13 protein-coding genes are annotated in these 17,325 nt (G+C 42.4%); 8 read left to right on the top strand and 5 right to left on the bottom strand.

Annotated elements, in window-relative coordinates; genetic code table 11:
- Window positions 1-117 precede the first annotated feature (117 nt).
- The 3 genes from EDD68_RS11170 to EDD68_RS11160 all read left to right on the top strand — a co-directional run bounded on the left by EDD68_RS11170 (window position 118) and on the right by EDD68_RS11160 (window position 4,458).
- Window positions 118-1,173: an ABC transporter ATP-binding protein gene (locus EDD68_RS11170; protein ID WP_132372372.1), complete on the top strand. Its 1,056-nt coding sequence runs from the start codon at window positions 118-120 to the stop codon at window positions 1,171-1,173.
- A gap of 235 nt (window positions 1,174-1,408) precedes the next feature.
- Window positions 1,409-2,473 (top strand): Fe(3+) ABC transporter substrate-binding protein, encoded by a 1,065-nt coding sequence (locus tag EDD68_RS11165; RefSeq protein ID WP_132372423.1) that lies wholly within the window; start codon window positions 1,409-1,411, stop codon window positions 2,471-2,473.
- A gap of 344 nt (window positions 2,474-2,817) precedes the next feature.
- On the top strand, window positions 2,818-4,458 hold the full coding sequence (locus tag EDD68_RS11160; protein WP_132372371.1) for an ABC transporter permease: 1,641 nt from the start codon (window positions 2,818-2,820) through the stop codon (window positions 4,456-4,458).
- A gap of 149 nt (window positions 4,459-4,607) precedes the next feature.
- Here EDD68_RS11160 and EDD68_RS11155 read toward each other — a convergent pair whose 3' ends face one another.
- On the bottom strand, window positions 4,608-6,131 hold the full coding sequence (locus EDD68_RS11155; protein ID WP_132372370.1) for a sodium/proline symporter: 1,524 nt from the start codon (window positions 6,129-6,131) through the stop codon (window positions 4,608-4,610).
- A gap of 336 nt (window positions 6,132-6,467) precedes the next feature.
- Here EDD68_RS11155 and EDD68_RS11150 point away from each other — a divergent pair, with 336 nt between their 5' ends.
- Both EDD68_RS11150 and EDD68_RS11145 read left to right on the top strand, forming a co-directional pair.
- A complete protein-coding gene (locus EDD68_RS11150; RefSeq protein ID WP_132372369.1) occupies window positions 6,468-6,668 on the top strand; it encodes a cold-shock protein in 201 nt (66 codons plus the stop codon).
- 75 nt (window positions 6,669-6,743) lie between these two features.
- Window positions 6,744-7,634: an NAD(P)/FAD-dependent oxidoreductase gene (locus tag EDD68_RS11145; RefSeq protein WP_132372368.1), complete on the top strand. Its 891-nt coding sequence runs from the start codon at window positions 6,744-6,746 to the stop codon at window positions 7,632-7,634.
- A gap of 94 nt (window positions 7,635-7,728) precedes the next feature.
- Here the strand turns inward: EDD68_RS11145 and EDD68_RS11140 are convergent, their stop codons facing one another.
- From EDD68_RS11140 to EDD68_RS11125, 4 genes are all read right to left on the bottom strand, one after another.
- The gene (locus EDD68_RS11140) at window positions 7,729-9,012 is read right to left on the bottom strand and encodes a GntP family permease (protein WP_132372367.1); all 1,284 of its coding nucleotides are present in this window, start codon (window positions 9,010-9,012) and stop codon (window positions 7,729-7,731) included.
- Window positions 9,013-9,097: 85 nt separating this feature from the next.
- Window positions 9,098-9,874: a 3-hydroxybutyrate dehydrogenase gene (locus EDD68_RS11135; RefSeq protein WP_132372366.1), complete on the bottom strand. Its 777-nt coding sequence runs from the start codon at window positions 9,872-9,874 to the stop codon at window positions 9,098-9,100.
- Between the two features lie 280 nt (window positions 9,875-10,154).
- A complete protein-coding gene (locus tag EDD68_RS11130; RefSeq protein ID WP_207902578.1) occupies window positions 10,155-11,519 on the bottom strand; it encodes a sigma-54 interaction domain-containing protein in 1,365 nt (454 codons plus the stop codon).
- Between the two features lie 310 nt (window positions 11,520-11,829).
- Window positions 11,830-13,386 (bottom strand): FAD-dependent oxidoreductase, encoded by a 1,557-nt coding sequence (locus EDD68_RS11125; RefSeq protein ID WP_132372365.1) that lies wholly within the window; start codon window positions 13,384-13,386, stop codon window positions 11,830-11,832.
- Window positions 13,387-13,512: 126 nt separating this feature from the next.
- Here EDD68_RS11125 and EDD68_RS11120 point away from each other — a divergent pair, with 126 nt between their 5' ends.
- The 3 genes from EDD68_RS11120 to EDD68_RS11110 all read left to right on the top strand — a co-directional run bounded on the left by EDD68_RS11120 (window position 13,513) and on the right by EDD68_RS11110 (window position 17,255).
- The gene (locus EDD68_RS11120; protein ID WP_132372364.1) at window positions 13,513-13,947 is read left to right on the top strand and encodes a GNAT family N-acetyltransferase; all 435 of its coding nucleotides are present in this window, start codon (window positions 13,513-13,515) and stop codon (window positions 13,945-13,947) included.
- A 110-nt stretch (window positions 13,948-14,057) separates the two neighbouring features.
- On the top strand, window positions 14,058-16,223 hold the full coding sequence (locus EDD68_RS11115; protein ID WP_243646848.1) for an ATP-dependent helicase: 2,166 nt from the start codon (window positions 14,058-14,060) through the stop codon (window positions 16,221-16,223).
- Between the two features lie 12 nt (window positions 16,224-16,235).
- Window positions 16,236-17,255 carry a Gfo/Idh/MocA family protein gene (locus EDD68_RS11110; protein ID WP_132372363.1) on the top strand — a complete coding sequence of 340 codons (1,020 nt, stop codon included), beginning with the start codon at window positions 16,236-16,238 and terminating at the stop codon, window positions 17,253-17,255.
- Window positions 17,256-17,325: the final 70 nt, after the last annotated feature.

Here is a 17,325-nt window from a genome sequence, read left to right as displayed (position 1 = left end):
CAATTTATTGACTGAACAGATGGATATATGCTATATTTTCAAGAGAATAATGAAAATCATTCTCACTAAATGAACGATTTGCTGACCATGAGATGAACATAATCTGGAGTGGATACAATGGGTTTCATTCATTTAGAACAGGTCACTAAAATGTTCAATGGTTCATCCCGACCTGCCGTGGAAAATCTGAACCTGGAAATTGAAAAAGGGGAAATTGTGACCTTATTAGGACCAAGCGGCTGTGGAAAAACGACTACATTACGGATGATAGCCGGGTTCGAACAGCCGACAGAGGGGATCATTCGAATAGACAATCGCATTGTGCAGGACAGCCGCATATCCCTGCCCCCAGAAAAAAGAGGGGTAGGCATGGTGTTTCAGGATTATGCTCTTTTTCCGCACTTAAATATAGAAAAAAATGTGATGTTCGGTCTTAATAAATGGTCGTCAAGAAAGAAAAAACAGCGGGCAATAGAAGTGCTTGATCTGGTTGGACTGGCTGACTATGGAAAACGTTATCCCCATGAACTTTCCGGGGGACAGCAGCAGCGGGTGGCTCTCGCACGTGCACTGGCTCCCTATCCGGATGTTGTTTTGATGGATGAACCTTTCAGCAACCTTGATGCCGGTTTGCGTGAAAAAATGCGATATGATGTTACATCTATCCTGCGCAAAGCGAATACGACTGCAGTCATTGTCACACATGATCAAAAAGATGCATTTGCTGTTTCCGATCGAATCGTCGTAATGAATGAAGGTGTGATTCAGCAGGTTTCTACACCTAAAGATCTATACCGATGCCCGAAAAATTGTTTTGTGGCGCAGTTTGTTGGAAAAACCAATTTACTGGATGGAACCCTTTGTCAGGACTTAAAACATGTCAATACACATATAGGCCGGGTGTGCTTGCCCGAGCGGATGGAAAAACATCTCGATCATGTGAAAGTCTCCATTCGGCCTGAAGGATGCCGTCTTGCAGAGGAAGGACGATATTTTGGAACAGTAGAACGGGTCATTTATTCCGGCGAATATCAAGAAGTGTCAGTTCGTCTTCCTTCGCAGTCAGAAACGGATGTTCCAATGGTGATTTATGTTCCGATAGAGCAGGATATTCAGGTAGGTCAGACAGTGGCCTTTGATATTTCACCAGAACTGGTTGCCTTAGTAGAATGATACACATCCTTTAAGCGGTTCAAACTACCTGTTCATGCAACAGGTAGTTTTTCTTATATACAGGGGCTCTCTATTTAGCCAAAAACCTTTGCTGTCATAAGGCTTTTATAAAACCATCTTGACATTGATTCTCACTATCAATATAATTTTAGTTGGTGTTGAAAATGAATATCAATTTCAAATCATAGAACAGATATTACAACAGCTTAAGGAGGAATACACAGTGAAACAAGGTATGAGACTCTTTCTTTTCACAGCATTTGCTCTGGCCTTAGTTTTAGTTGCAGGCTGTGGAGAACAAGATCAAAACGGTTCAAAGGCTGATGACTCATCATCGTCAGATGACCAGGAGGTTGTAAATCTTTACACAAGCCGCCACTATGATACGGACCGTGAATTATATGACTTGTTTGAAGAACAGACAGGAATTAAAGTCAATGTTATTGAAGGAAAGTCCGACGAGCTTATTGAACGAATGAAAATTGAAGGAGAAGACACGGAGGCAGATGTGTTCATCACAGCGGATGCCGGTAATTTGCATGTGGCGAAAGAAAGCGGTCTCCTTCAGCCGGTTCAAAGTGAAGTGATTTTCAACAATATTCCTGAGAAATTACGTGATCCGGATCATCAGTGGTTTGGTTTAACCAAACGTGCGCGTGTGATTGTTTATGCAAAAGATCGCGTAGATCCTTCCGGGCTTTCTACATATGAAGCGTTAGCAGAGCCGGAATGGGAAGGCCGGGTTACCGTTCGTTCCTCTGAAAACATTTATAACAAATCACTGCTGGCTTCCTTTGTGGAAATAATGGGTCCTGAAGCTGCTGAAGAATGGGCAGCTGGAATTGTAAACAACATGTCAAGAGATCCGCAGGGCAATGATCGTGATCAGGCAAAGGCTATTGTTGCAGGTACCGGCGATGTAGCCATTATGAATACGTATTATGTTGGCCGAATGATCAACTCTGAAGATCCTCATGAAGTTGAGGTCGCTGAGTCTATTGGAGTCTTCTTCCCTAACCAGGAAACCACAGGAACTCATGTCAATATCAGCGGGGCTGGTGTTACTGCCCATGCGAAGAATGTTGAAAACGCCATTAAGTTTATTGAATTTTTAACTGGTGAAGAGGCTCAGGGCGAATTTGCAGCTGCAAATTATGAATATCCTGCCAATCCTAATGTTGAGCCTTCCGAACTGGTTAAATCGTGGGGAGAATTCAAAGAACAGGATATTAACTTGTCCGTACTTGGGGAACATCAGCAGGAAGCGATGAAGATTTTTGACAGAGTCGGCTGGAAATAATCAAACTGAGTTAAAAAGTACCGTACCGGAAATGTACGGTACTTTTTTTATAGGGAACATTTCAAGTTGTGAGATGTTTGCCTGATACATTGGATATGGTCAATAGGACTCTGATCTTCTCTGTCAAGTTTGCCAATCCAAATCGGCGATTTTTTTAAAAGGTGGAAATGTATGCCATTCAGTTCTGGAGTTATGCGGAGGGTCTGCAACGTGATCTCTATCAAAAACCGTGTACTTATCCATTTTGAGTTCAAATCCGAACGGCCCATGTTTTTCTATGAGCATGATTTCAGGTATAATAGGATGGTATGGTTCGAATTTTTTCGAATAAGGGTGTGTCATCGATGAAACACATACAGGGGGCTTTCAGGCACCTCAATGTCTGGGCGCTGCTAAGTTTATTGTTGATTTTATTGATTTTTATTCCAAATGTTTTAATCGCTATTAACTTGTTTACAGATCCAACGGAAAATTGGGAACATATCAGACAGTATTTGTTAAAAGATTATATTTATAATACGCTCCTATTAGTTATATTTACAGCATTAACCACGATGTTGATTGGCACTAGTCTGGCCTGGCTGATTGTGAATTATCAGTTTCCTTTAAGGAATTTTTTTAAATGGGGGTTCATTCTTCCGCTGGCGATCCCTCCATATATAGGTGCCTATGTTTACCATGGAATGCTAAACTATACCGGCTTTATTCAAGTAACGTTAAGAGACTCTTTTCATATAGAAGTCAATCAACAATATTTTAATATTATGACAATTCCCGGGGCTATTTTTATATTTACTTTATTCCTTTATCCCTATGTATATGTCATCACAAAAGGGTTTCTGGAAAAACAGTCTGCATCTCTATTTGAAAATGCCAGACTTCTTGGGGGAGGCCCGTTATTGACGTTTTTCCGTGTAGTCTTGCCCCTATCAAGATCAACGATAGTCGGTGGTGTGGTTCTCGTAGTTCTGGAAGTGCTTAATGATTATGGTGTGGTCAGTTATTTTGGAATTCAAACTTTCAGTACGGCTATTTTCCGAACATGGTACGGGATGAAGGACCTTGATTCCGCGCTAAAATTAGCCGGGATCTTAATGGTCATCGTTATTGCAGTTTTGATGCTGGAACGCCTGGTGAGGGGAAAGAAACGTTATAGTTATTCAACAGCTAATATTCGACAAATTCAGCCCCAACCCTTACGCGGATATAAAAAATGGCTCGTTTTTGGATATAGCTTATTTATATTTAGCATAGCTTTCATCATACCAATCTTACAATTGGTTTCATGGGCAACCATGACGTATCGTAAAGTAATCAGTGATGAATTTATGACCTTAATCTATAATTCTATCATAGTTGCAGGAATTGCTTCGACTATCATAATCATTGTATCTCTAATCGTAGGAAACTACACTCGTCTCCATAAAGGAATTATTCCCGGTCTGTCTTCCCGGGTTATTACCCTGGGCTATTCCATTCCTGGTGCAGCTATTGCGATTGCCATTATTACTTTATTTATCATGATTGATGGCTGTCTGGAATCCTTTTCGGCTATGTTCAATCTGGATACAGCTATTGTGCTGCGTACGACCCTTGTCATGCTTATCTCGGCCTATATTATTCGTTTTATGGCTGTAGGCTATAATGCGGTGGAAGGAGGATTTGAAAAGATCGGCTCCAGTTTTACCGAAGCTTCTCGGGTTCTGGGCATGTCATCAGTCAAGACGTTTTTTAAGGTTGATATTCCGATGCTGAGGGGAGCTCTCCTTGGGGGATTTATACTGGTCTTTGTCGATATTTTAAAGGAGTTGCCACTTACCCTGTTTTTGCAGCCATTTAACTTTTCAACCCTTGCCACACAGGCCTATCGTTTTGCAAGTGATGAAATGGTACATGAAGCTGCTTTAGCTTCCATTTTAATTGTAACAATCAGTGCAATCAGTATTTATGTTTTTCATAAAGTACTGGACAGAGACGGTTCGTGAGGGCTTTCTTTTCAAAGAAAGTGACGTAGTGTTAAAGGGAACCGGTCCGCTTTGGATAATCATTTCAAAAAATGAATGGTCAAAGAAAAAGCCATCGTCTTGAAAACGATGGCTTTTTCGTGTTAACCATTCCCAGGTTTATGATATGGCTACGCAATTTTTTTAAGGTCGTCCACAACCTGGTCAGCATTTTCAGGTTTTCTGGTAGCAAGACTGACAAGAACTGTCACGATGAGGGCGACAAGAAAACCGGGTACAGCCTCATAGGTCACACCAAACAACATTTTTCCTACAAGTTCTTTCATATCAGGCAAGAATGAATAAGTCCATTCCGGCTGTTTCTTAACCAGAATAACTGTGATCAATCCAGTAATCATCCCGGCTAATATTCCGGGTCCGGTTGTCCGTTTCCAATAGAATGTCAACAGCAGGGCTGGTCCAAAACAGGCGCCCAATCCGCCAAATGCAAATAGAACCATCCAGAATACAAATTCCTGGGCAGAAAAGGCCAGCCACACGGATAAAAGCATCAGGACCAGAACACTGATTCTGCTAAATAGGACCAGGTTTTTACTGGATACCTGACCTCGGTCACGAAGGAACAGACGGTCAATTACGTCCCGAACAATTGCACTTGCTCCCACCAATAACTGACTGTCTGCACTCGACATAATAGCAGCCAAAACGGCGACTAATAAAATTCCCATCATAAACGGATTCAGCACTTCTTCGCCCAGAGAAGAAAAAATTGCCTCATTATTTTCGTTTGGCAACATAGATACATCCGGGAAGTATACCCTTCCGGCAAGACCAATCATAATTGCTCCCCAGGCCATTACAACGTTCCAGATTGTACCGATCAGGGCAGCCTGGCGCATTTCTTTTACATTTTTTAAGGACATGTATCGTACCAGAATATGCGGGTTGCCGGGGCTTCCAAATCCAATCCCGAGTAATCCCACGATCGCTCCAAAGCCAAATGTCCAGAGGCTTGTAAATCCTTCTCCATTGGTGTTCATGGTGTCAATGATTGGTCCAATTCCTCCTAAATCGAACATAATGATAAATGGCAGAACGACTAAAGAGAAAAACATGAAGAGCGCCTGTAATACATCTGTTTTACTGACTGCATGAAATCCGCCGAGCATGGTATATAATAGGATGATGATGGCGGTTAACCACATTCCGGAAGTCTCACTGATTCCAAGACTGGATGAGAAGGCGGTTCCTCCTGCAACGACCTGGCTACCCACGTAGGCAATCATAAAGAAAATAATAATGAATGTACTAACGACCCGAAGCAGGTGGAATGTGTCTTTATAACGACTGGATAAAATATCTGGAATCGTTATACTGCCGGTCTTTTCGCTGTATACCCTAAATCGCCTGGCTACATAGAAAAACATAAATACTTCAACCGTAATATAACCGGCTACTGCCCAGACTGCGTTCAATCCAGTTAAATAGGCTGTTCCTGTAACACCAAGAACAAGCCATCCGCTTCGTCCTGAACTAACGGCACTCAGTGCGACTGTGAATTTGCCAAGGTCTCTTCCGGCAAGGAAAAAGTCTGTTAACCCTCCTGAACTTTTACGTGTGGAGACCAGTCCGATCACAATTAATAACATTAAATAGAATGCCAGTACACCGATTGTAACAGGATGTGCACTCATTCTGCCTCACCCTCTTTCTTTCCGGTGTGAATATAGGCTGCAACCCCTAATCCAATGATGAATAACGGGATAAGAAACAGCCCGAGAATCATATCAAAGTTCATTTCTCCCAAACCCCTCTCTTCTCATGATGTAAGCGCTCACACTTTAATATGTTAAAAAATAATCGCGGAAAAGTAAACATAAAATTTGAAATTTTATAAAACAAGCGTTGTGATGAGGAAGATCGATGGAAAAATGGGTAATCGCTGTGAATTGATAGACAAGATGTATAAAATGAAGATGTTTGATGCATTCTAGATGTTGTAAAAACTGTATCAGGAGGAGTAAGATTAGATGGCAACTGGAAAAGTAAAATGGTTTAATTCAGAAAAAGGTTATGGTTTTATTGAAGTTGAAGGCTCGAATGATGTATTTGTTCATTATTCGGCCATTGAAGGAGATGGCTTTCGGACTTTAGAAGAAGGGGAAGAAGTAAGTTTTGACATAGAAGAAGGTCAAAAGGGACCCCAGGCAGCCAATGTAAGAAAACTATAACCAGAGGGGGAAAGGTTCTGACGGGTCAATACCGTTAGAACCTTTCCATTTTCGTTTTCTTTGGGGGGGATGAAGATGATTTATGATTGTGTCATTATCGGCGGTGGAATAGCAGGACTTCAGGCAGCCATACAGCTTGGCCGTTATGATCATACAGTTCTGGTCATTGATGCTGATGAAGGAAGATCAGTCTGGTGCAAAACATATCACAATGTTCTGGGATGGCCGGACGGAATCAGCGGCGAGGAACTCCGCCATGCCGGAAGAAAGCAAGCCAGGGAGGTTGGGGTATTTTTTGTGAAAGATATAGTCACCAGCATTCAGTCCCCATCTCCATTCAAGATTGATACAAAAACTGGACAGCAATATTCAGCCAGACGCCTGCTGATTTCTACAGGGGTAAAGGATCGCCTGCCTGATATTCCTCATTTAAAGGACTGTCTTGGAATCAGTGTGTATGTCTGTCCAGATTGCGACGGCTACGAAATTAAAGATGAACCTTCATTTGTCATCGGTTCAGGAAATGCTGGAGCCAATATGGCCCTTGAACTGACTTACTGGAATCGTGATCTTGTTTATATCAATCATGAAGAAGAGGAGGTAAACCGGGAACTTTTAAATAAACTCAAACATAACGAAATTCAATATATCCAAAAGCCGGTGAGTGAAATTTTAATGAATGATCACATGAACTTGATCGGTTTACGTCTGGACAACGGAAAAGAAATTTTCAGAAGAAAAGGTTTTGTTGCCTTTGGCGGTAATAAAGTAGAATCATCACTCGCGAAACAGCTGGGAGTAGAATTATTAGAAAATAAACATATTCTTGTGGACTCTCGTACGAAAGAAACGAATGTGAAACATGTATGGGCGGCAGGCGACGTTGTAGCCCATTCTGAACAGGTAACCATTGCGATGGGGGATGGATCTCAGGTGGCAATCTGGATCCACAAAAGTCTTCGCTAATTTATCTTTGTGTCCTTCACCAATACAGAATAAAGGAGAGCCGCCTCAAAAATATGCAACGTATGAAGGCAGCTCCCTTTTAGCCCTTAGAATTTTAGTAGATTCCAAATGAAGCTAGAATAATAGCAGCGGCTGTTGCTAGGATTGGAATTCCTATGGCAACAACAGCAATGTCTCTGTAGCTGTCCTTATGGGTCATCCCTGTGATCGTTAGAACTGTTAGTACAGCACCGTTATGAGGCAGGGCATCCAGTCCTCCCGAAGAAAGGGAAGCGATTCTATGAAAAGCATCCAGACTGACACCACTGTCCAGAGCAACCTGGTAATATTTAGCCCCCAGAGCTTCAAGGGCGATTCCCATGCCGCCTGAGGCGGATCCGGTTGCTCCCGCTAACAGGTTAACGGAAACAGCTTCTGAAATCAGCGGGTTTCCGGGAATCCCCAGCAATAGCTCGGTTAGGCGACTGAAACCGGGCACTGCCTGAACCACTGTACCAAATCCGACAGCGGCACTTGTATTTATGATCGCTGTGACAGACCCAACTGCCCCTTCGTTAATAGCTTTTACAAATCCGGTTATTTTCCTAATATTTAAAAGCAAAATGATCAGATTACCGGCAACCAGGGAGACGACTATATCCCAGTCCAGTATATTTAATGTGATTAAAACAGTAAGAAGAGGAATCAGTGAAAGAAAAATATTCGGCATGTCTCCCTCAATATGAAACATGTTTTTGTCCTCTGGCTCAATAAAATGCTCCCCCTGCTCAGTGAGTTTCTTTTGACGCCAGATTAGATAGGCATATCCCCCAAATCCCATGATAGTGGCTGCGACGATTCCCATTACAGGAGCAGATGTGGGAGTCGTTTCAAAATATGGCATAGGAATAAGGTTTTGAATTTGTGGTGTTCCTGGGATAGCAGTCATGGTAAATGTAAAAGACCCGAGCGCTACAGTAGCAGGAATCAGCTTGCGGCTGATATTGGCTTCCCGAAACATGGATAAGGCGAGGGGATATACAGCAAAAACAACCACAAACAAACTGATCCCCCCATATGTCAGAACGGCACAGGATAATAACACTCCGAGAATAGCCCTCGATTTTCCCATTAATTTAGATAAGGTAATGGCTATAGACTGGGCCATTTTTGTATCTTCCATAAGTTTTCCAAATATAGCGCTTAACATAAATACAGGAAACCACTGTTTAGCAAAGTTTACAAATCCACCCATGTACGTATCCGTATAAGCATCCAGAAGGTCCAGTCCGCCGGTGAGAGCTACTATACCGGCGGCAATGGGAGCAACCCATATAATGGACCATCCGAGATAAGCAAGGATCATTAATACAATAAGACCCAGTAAAATTCCAACCATACGAAATCCCCCTTTTATTCTGGTTAATCATCTTGTCTATAAACAGTAATCAGTCCAGAGCCAATGAAAGCAACTTTATTGAAAGTTACTGTGCTGTGTAACCCCCATCGATTACCACGGCCTGACCGGTAATGCCCTTTGCTTGATCGCTTGCTAAAAATAATGCATAATGGGCAATTTCTTTAACATCGAGCAGTCGTTTCTGGGGAACCAGAGGATACAGGACTTCTTCTAACACCTTTTCTACAGGAATATTTCTCGTTTTAGCCAGGTCGTTGAATTGCCCCCTGACAAGTGGGGTATCTACATAGCCGGGGCATAATGCATTGACTGTAATTCCGTGCTCGGCTCCTTCCAGTGCGGCAACTTTCGTTAAGCCAATGACCCCATGCTTTGCACTGTTATAGGCCGCTTTTCCGGCAAAGCCGATAAGTCCATTAATGGATGCCATATTAATAATCCGGCCAAATTTTTGCATCTTCATAATCGGAAAAGCGTATTTGGTTGCGATAAAGGGACCGACCAGCATAACCTTCAGCAAAAATTCAAATGTTTCGGTAGGGAAATCCTCTAAATTTGCTACGTGTTGCAGGCCGGCATTGTTAAACAGAACGTCCAACCGACCATAATGATCGACCGTTTGATCCATAGCCCGGCGAATTTCTTGCTCATCTGTAACATCACAGCGCAGCCCGAGACAGTCATACCCTTTTTCACTGAGTTGTTCGGTCACTTCTTTTACTTTTGTCTCATTCACATCTGTAAATACGACTCTGGCACCGTTCCTGGCAAATTCCACACCTACTTCATACCCGATCCCGCTCGCAGCACCCGTAATAAAGACCACGTTGTTTTCAACCATTGTCATTCTCCTTTCTTTTTACCTATTTTGATTTAAAATGAGGGAGGGAAAATATTGTTGAAATCGGTTTCATTCTTTTCGATGCAAAATTCATACCAACTATAGATTTCGATCATATTTACCATCCAATCGGCGGTTATGGAACATAAAAAAACCAGCTTTCCATTTCTCTGGAAAACTGGAACGAACTTGTTTTAGGGAACGTAATCATATTTACTGTCATATGTAAAAATAAATATATTTCCGGATTTATGGAATTCTGTTTCCGGAAATCCGGAATTTAAATCTTGTACTTTTTCATTTTTTCATATAAGCTGGATTTCCCAATGCCTAAAATGGCTGCTGCCTGTATTTTATCACCATTTGTCTGGTTTAAAGCCCTTTTAATAGCCCTTTTTTCAGCAAACTCCACTTCCTCTTTTAATGACAGAACGTGTTTCGGCTGTGTCATATCTGGTTTAAAATGATCCGGTAAATCTTCTAAGGTAATCTTTTCACTGCTGGTCAGATGTATGGCAGATTCAATGACATTTTCCAGTTCACGTACATTCCCGGGCCAGGAATAGTCCAAAAACAATGCTAATACCCTTTCATCCAGCTCAAAGACCCGTTTTCCGGCCCGTTCCGAGATATGATGCAGAAAGTATTTTGCCAGAATCCGGACGTCGTCTTCTCTTTCCCTAAGGGGCGGAATGGAAAGCTGAACGACGTTAATCCGATAAAATAAATCTTCCCGAAACTGTTTATTTTCAATCAGCGTTTCCAGCGGCTGATTGGTTGCAGCGACGATTCGAACATCGATTGTCTGAGTTTTCGTGCTTCCGACTGGCTGAACTTCTCCATACTGCAAAACTCTCAGCAACTTGGACTGTGCAGAAAGAGGCATGTCACCTATCTCATCAAGAAACAATGTCCCACCGTCAGCCAGCTGAAACTTACCCGGTTTTCCGCCTTTTTTGGCTCCAGTAAAAGCTCCTTCTGCATATCCGAACAGTTCCGATTCGATTAGATGTTCAGGGATGGCAGCACAATTAATAGAAACAAAAGGATTCTGACTTCGGTCACTTAAATGATGGATGCTCTGGGCGAATAATTCCTTTCCGGTGCCGCTTTCTCCTCTGATCAGGACGGAAACATCACTCGGGGCAATTTTTTTCACTTTTCTTTTTAAATTTTCGATTTCCCGGGAGTGACCAATAATATCACTCAATACATAACGGATGCCGTACTTCTTTTTTTGGCGTTTACGGTACTGATTCAATTCTGCGAGCAACGACTTAATGTGGGAGTTCATTTCCATCCATTCCTTCGTATCCCGGTATAAAACAAATCCGACTGCACCTGCGATTTTGCCGTCTGAGAAAACAGGTATGCGGTTGGCAATCATATAATTTCCCCTTATGTATTGCAGGTCAGCAATTTCTTCTTTCCCTGTTTTCACAACTATGTGCATTCTCGTGTTTTCGATTACTTCCGTCACGTGTTTTCCAACTACATCTTTGGGTTTCACTCCAAGAAACTGGCCATAGCTTTTGCTGAGATACGTAATATATCCTTCACGATCAACTGTAACGATGCAGTAGTAAGGATTTTCTACAATGGCTTCTAAAAATTCATCCCGATAAGACATGTGTGAGGGCAGCATGATTACACCTCCCTAATAGATATAAAATATCTGAATTTTCAATTTCATTCTACCATATATAATTTTTGTAAATGGGGATCGGACATCAGTGAGGAAAACGAGGCTGAGGAAAGGTGAAATCCAGGATCAATCACGAAAAACTGTCCTTACGTTCAACGAACATATTGGACCCATCACCTCAGAACAGAGTTTACCTTTGAATTTGCATTTTTAGAATCTGAGTCTGCTCTATGTGCGCCGGTTGCCTGATTCCTTACAGGTATGCACAAAAAAAGCCTGAAGTTTTGATCTCCAGGCTTTTGGAAGACTGTTATACTTCTGTATGTTTCTCTTCGTGGATTTGTTTCAGCCCATGTTTTGCAGGGCCTTCAATCACTTCCCCTTTATATGAAAATCTGGAACCGTGGCAGGGACAGTCCCAGGTCCGCTCCGCATCATTCCACTCGAGTTCACAGCCCATATGGGAGCAAGTGGTATCAACCAGAAACAGCTGATCTGATTCATCCTTATATGCGCCTGCCCGTTTCCCGTTCACCTGAACAACTGCTCCCTCATCAGGTTTGAGATCTTCTTTTCTTTTATAAGCCATACCCACTTTACCCGCAATCAAATGCCCGGCAACATCTGTGTTGATGCTGATAAATTTCTTGACATCCGGATCTGCGGTAAATCGGCCGGGTGTAAATACATCTTTATATGGATTATCCCGATTTAGAATCAGATCTTTAAGGAGTAGTCCTGCAACGGTACTGTTGGTCATTCCCCATTTCCGGTACCCCGTTGCAATAAACGTATTACGATTGCTGGAGGTTATGTGGCCTATATAAGGCACTTTATCCAGTGTCGTTAAGTCTTCGGTAGACCAGCGATATAAAATGTTTTCAATACCGATAACCTGGTCGCCAAAATCCCGTAAATGTTCATAGTGCTTCATCATATTTGTCCCATGTCCTGTTTTATGGTTTTCCCCAATGATCAGTACAAGACGCTCACCATTCATGTTCGTATAGCGGAGTGAACGAGAAGGTTCTTCAGCATTGATATACATGCCCCCCGGATAAGGATTCTTTGCCTTCACCCCGAGAGCATAGGCCCGTTCGGAATACATTCTTGCAAAGTACATGCCATGACGATCGATAAAAGGGAAATGGGAGCAGGATATAGCATACTTGCATGTGACTCGATGGCCATTTTTGGTGATAATCACCGGATGAAAGGCATCTTCTAAATCATGGGCAACTGTCTGTTCAAAAATTTGTCCGCCATTATTGAGAAACTCCCTTAAGAGAAAGTGGAGATATTTCAGGGGATGAAATTGGGCCTGATCTTTCATGACAATTGCTTTTTTGATCTCCAGGTCAAAGGGGATTTCTTCTACAATATCCCCTGGAATTCCCAGTTTTTTATAGGCATGATATTCCTTATCAATGCTCGGCACTTTTTGATCGGTCGTGGCATACACATAGGCATCTTCTTTTGAAAAATCACAGTCTATATCATTTTCTCTTACAAGGTTTTCAATAAATTTCATGGCCTCCATATTGGCTTCGTAATATAATTTCGTTTTCTCTGTTCCAAAATGACCCATCAATTCGTCATAAATTAATCCGTGCTGGGCTGTAACTTTAGCAGTTGTATGCCCCGTTGTTCCATTTAATATATTGCTGGCTTCCAGGATTGTAACCTGAAATCCCTCTTTTTGAAGCAGATAGCCAGCTGTGATTCCGGTAATTCCTCCGCCGACGATTGCCACATCTGTCTGCATGTCATCTCGAAGGGGCTCGAAAGACGGAAGGTTTACGGAGTCTCTCCAGTAGGGTTCAGGGAACTTGGGAAAATCCCTAAGATCAATGTTCTCTTCTTTCATCTTGTCATCCTCCCGGGTACCGTTTACCTTTACGTTTTCCTTTAACCAGGAAAACATACTGAAAAAGAACAGGATTTTCATGAAGAATGTTGAATGCAAAAAGTGTATGAAAAGGGGGAGTGAAAGATGGATGTAATGATTCGCACACTGGAAGAGAAGGATTTTAATCAGCTACCATCTTTGCTTGGTGATCTGGGGTACCCATCCAGTAAGGAAGATGTTGAAACAAGATTCAAAAAGATTATGGGGAACAGGCTTTATCATACGTTTGTTGCCGAACTCAATGGAGAGATAACCGGCCTGCTGGGCATGCACATGGAATATTCCTATGTCAATAATCAACCTGCAGCCAGAGTCATCGCAATGGTGGTAAAAGCTGAGCACAGAAATCAAGGCATTGGAAAAGGACTCATGCAGAAAGCTGAACAGACTGCTCGGGAAAAGGGTGCTTATATGATGGTGTTGAACAGCGGAAACCGCGATGAGCGACAGGCAGCACATCGTTTCTATGAGCGCACCGGATTTCAAGGGAAGGCAACGGGGTTTTATAAATATCTATAGGCGGACATTTCCCGGGAAATATGACGAACGTTGGGGAATCGAGCTAACCCTGCATGAAATAATAAAATGTAGTACAATAAAACCAAACATATGTTTTGGAGGCTGGCATCATGGGGATTGACCATATTTTGAACGGGCTAAACCGCGCCCAAAAACAGGCTGTGACTGAAACAGAAGGGTATATACGTGTGATCGCTGGTGCCGGATCAGGGAAGACCCGGGCCTTAACCAGCCGGTTTGCCTATCTGGTAGAGGGGCTGGGTATTGAGCCTTCCAATATATTATGTGTTACGTTTACCAATAAAGCAGCTCAGGAAATGCGGGGACGCGTAAGAAAACTGGTGGGGGGAGACAAGGATACTGCCTATATGACAACCTATCACGGTTTTTGTGTACGTGTCTTAAGGGAAGACATTCATCATTTATATTATCCAAAAAACTATGTCATCCTGGATATAGAAGATCAGAAAGATATATTGCGGGAAATTTATGGTGAACTGGGCCTGACACTGCGGGATCAAAGCTTCACCAATATTTTGAAGAAAATCGGTGTGTTTAAAGCCCTTCCCGGGTATGTCAGGCAAATGATTTCAAGGGAAGATTCCATCACGCTGGATGATCTGGATGATATGGAACAAAAGATTATTGAAATGTATTTGCGAAAACAAAAAAAGATTTTTGGCCTGGATTTTGAGGACTTAATGAATGTTGTACTTGTTTTATTTCATGATTTCCCCCACGTTCTGAAAAAATGGCAGGACCGCCTGCACTATATTCAGGTCGATGAATTTCAGGATTCCAGCAAGAAGCAATTTGATCTGGTGGAAATGCTGTCCAGACAACATCAAAATTTGTTCGTCGTAGGAGATCCAGATCAGACCATTTATGAATGGCGTGGTGCGGACCCGGACCTTATTATTCGCTTTGATAGCCACTTTCCGGATTCAAAAACCATTTTTTTAAAGGAAAATTATCGTTCCACTCCAGAGATTCTGACTTTTAGCAATGATTTGATCCGTCGTAACCAAAACCGGGTTCCGAAAGATATGGTGACGAACAATCCTTCTGGCCCCGAAGTGATTCATTTTCACGGAAAAAGTGAACAGGAAGAAGCGAAATGGATTGCCAAGCAAATTCAGGATTTACACAAAAGTGGCATCCCATATCATCACATCGCGATTCTTTACCGTGCCAATTACTTATCCCGATTCATTGAACAGGCTTTGATTCAAGAAAATATCGACTATACCATTTACGGCGGATTTAAATTTTTTGAACGGATGGAGATTAAGGATGCTCTCGCTCACCTTCGTCTTGTCGCCTTTGCTGGGGATGATTTATCCTTTATGAGAATTGTGAATAAGCCCCGCAGGCAAATCGGCAAGAAGCGAATTTCCTTTTTAAGGGAACAGGCTGAAAAGGAAGGGATGTCTCTTTACGATACACTGGCAAAATATCAGGACGATTCTCTTTTTAAAGGAACACAGGCGAGTGCGTTCCTCGAAGCTATTGAAAAGGGAAGGCAACTGAAGGACAGGCTGTCAGTATCTGAACTTTTGCAGATGCTCATTGAGAAAACGGGATATGAAAAAATGATCCGGGAAGACGGGGATCAGGACCGGCTGGATAATCTGCAGGAACTCAAACATTCCATTTTTCAGTTAGAGCAGCACGCCGGAGAAGACATATCCCTTGAACAATACCTGCAGATGATTACATTGTATATGGATACTGAGAGAGAGGAAAAGAAAAACACCGTGAAACTGATGACGGTTCATACGTCAAAAGGGCTGGAATTTCCCTGTGTATTCGTAGTTGGCCTGACGGAAAGCATATTTCCAAGTGTCAGATCGATCATGGAACGGAAGGAAAGGGCCCTTGAAGAAGAACGGCGTTTAATGTATGTTGCTTTAACCAGGGCGATGAATACATTATATTTGACAGAATCTGAAGGATTTAACGGACGGGGAATGTTGAAATACCCTTCCCGATTTTTATTTGAAGTGGACAGAAACTATTATAAGCGAATTGGCAAGATCAGTGAGGAACTGGAAGAGGAAGCAAGAGCATTTCATCAGAAAGTGTTTGTAACCGAACAATCAGACCCTAAAGGCGATGGGATCGAAATTGGTTCAAAGGTGGAACATCCCATCTTTGGCGAAGGGAGCGTTGAATCGATCGACACGAAAAAAAATGTCTATATGGTCCGTTTTTCAAAGATCAATGCCGTAAGACCAATCAGCAAAAATTTTAAAGGTTTAAAAGTGATTTCATAAGGGAGGATTCCTATGGCAGTTTTACGTTTTGGAATTTTAAGTACCGCAAATATTGCACAAAAAGCCTTGATTCCGGCTATTCAAAGAGCAAACAATGCTGAAGTGAAAGCAATCGCCAGCGGCAGCGGGAAAGCCGGAGAGGTTGCCAGAAGCTTGCACATCCCGAAAACCTATGATTCCTATGAAGCCCTGCTTGAGGATCCGGAAATCGATGCGGTTTATATTCCCCTTCCGAACCATCTCCATAAAGAATGGGTGATCAAAGCTGCACAGGCCGGCAAACATGTTCTGGTTGAAAAACCGGCAGCTCTCAATGCCCGGGACACGAAAGAAATGGTAGATGCCTGCAGACAGCATGGTGTTACCTTTATGGAGGCCTTTATGTATCAATTCCACCCCCAGCATGAGCGTGTAAAAGAAGTGATGGCTTCTGGGGAAATCGGTGAAGTTCAACTGATGAGGGCCAGTTTCTCTTTTTATCTAGGAAACCGGGACAAAAATATTCGGATGGACCCTGAAAAGGGCGGGGGAAGTATTTACGATATAGGCTGTTATTGTTTGCATACATTCCGCAACATTCTGGGAAAAGAAGCAGCCAGCGTGATGGTCAAGGGGGAAGTGGATTCCGACTTCGGAGTCGATACCTCTGCTTACGGAATCATTGAAATGGAAAACGGAATCCCGGCAATGTTTGACTGCAGTTTTAATATGCCATTCCGCACCGTCTATGAAGTGATCGGCACAAAAGGAAAAATTACTATTCCCCGGGCATATCGTCCCGACAATGAAGGAGACGTGGGGATTGTCAGAATCGAAAAGGATGAAGAGTCAAGGGAAGAAAAAATGTCGGGAGATCAGTATAAACTGCAGGTGGAACATTTTTCAAAAGCGGCGATGAGTGGCGGAAAACTTAAATATACCGGCGAACACACCATCCGTAATATGGAGCTGATTGATGCCTGCTATGAATCATTAAGACAGAATAAGGAAGTAGAAGTCAAAAATAGGGCTCTCCCCAATGAAGTGTGTTGAAAATTGAAAAATGCAGAATCTTCCTCTATCGTTAATAGTAACCAACCAATACCGATAGAGAGGAAGTTCT

Source organism: Melghiribacillus thermohalophilus, assembly GCF_004342905.1.
Lineage (GTDB): Bacteria > Bacillota > Bacilli > Bacillales > Alkalibacillaceae > Melghiribacillus > Melghiribacillus thermohalophilus.
The sequence above is the reverse complement of the archived record's forward strand: the minus strand, read 5'-3'. Positions and strand labels throughout refer to the sequence as shown.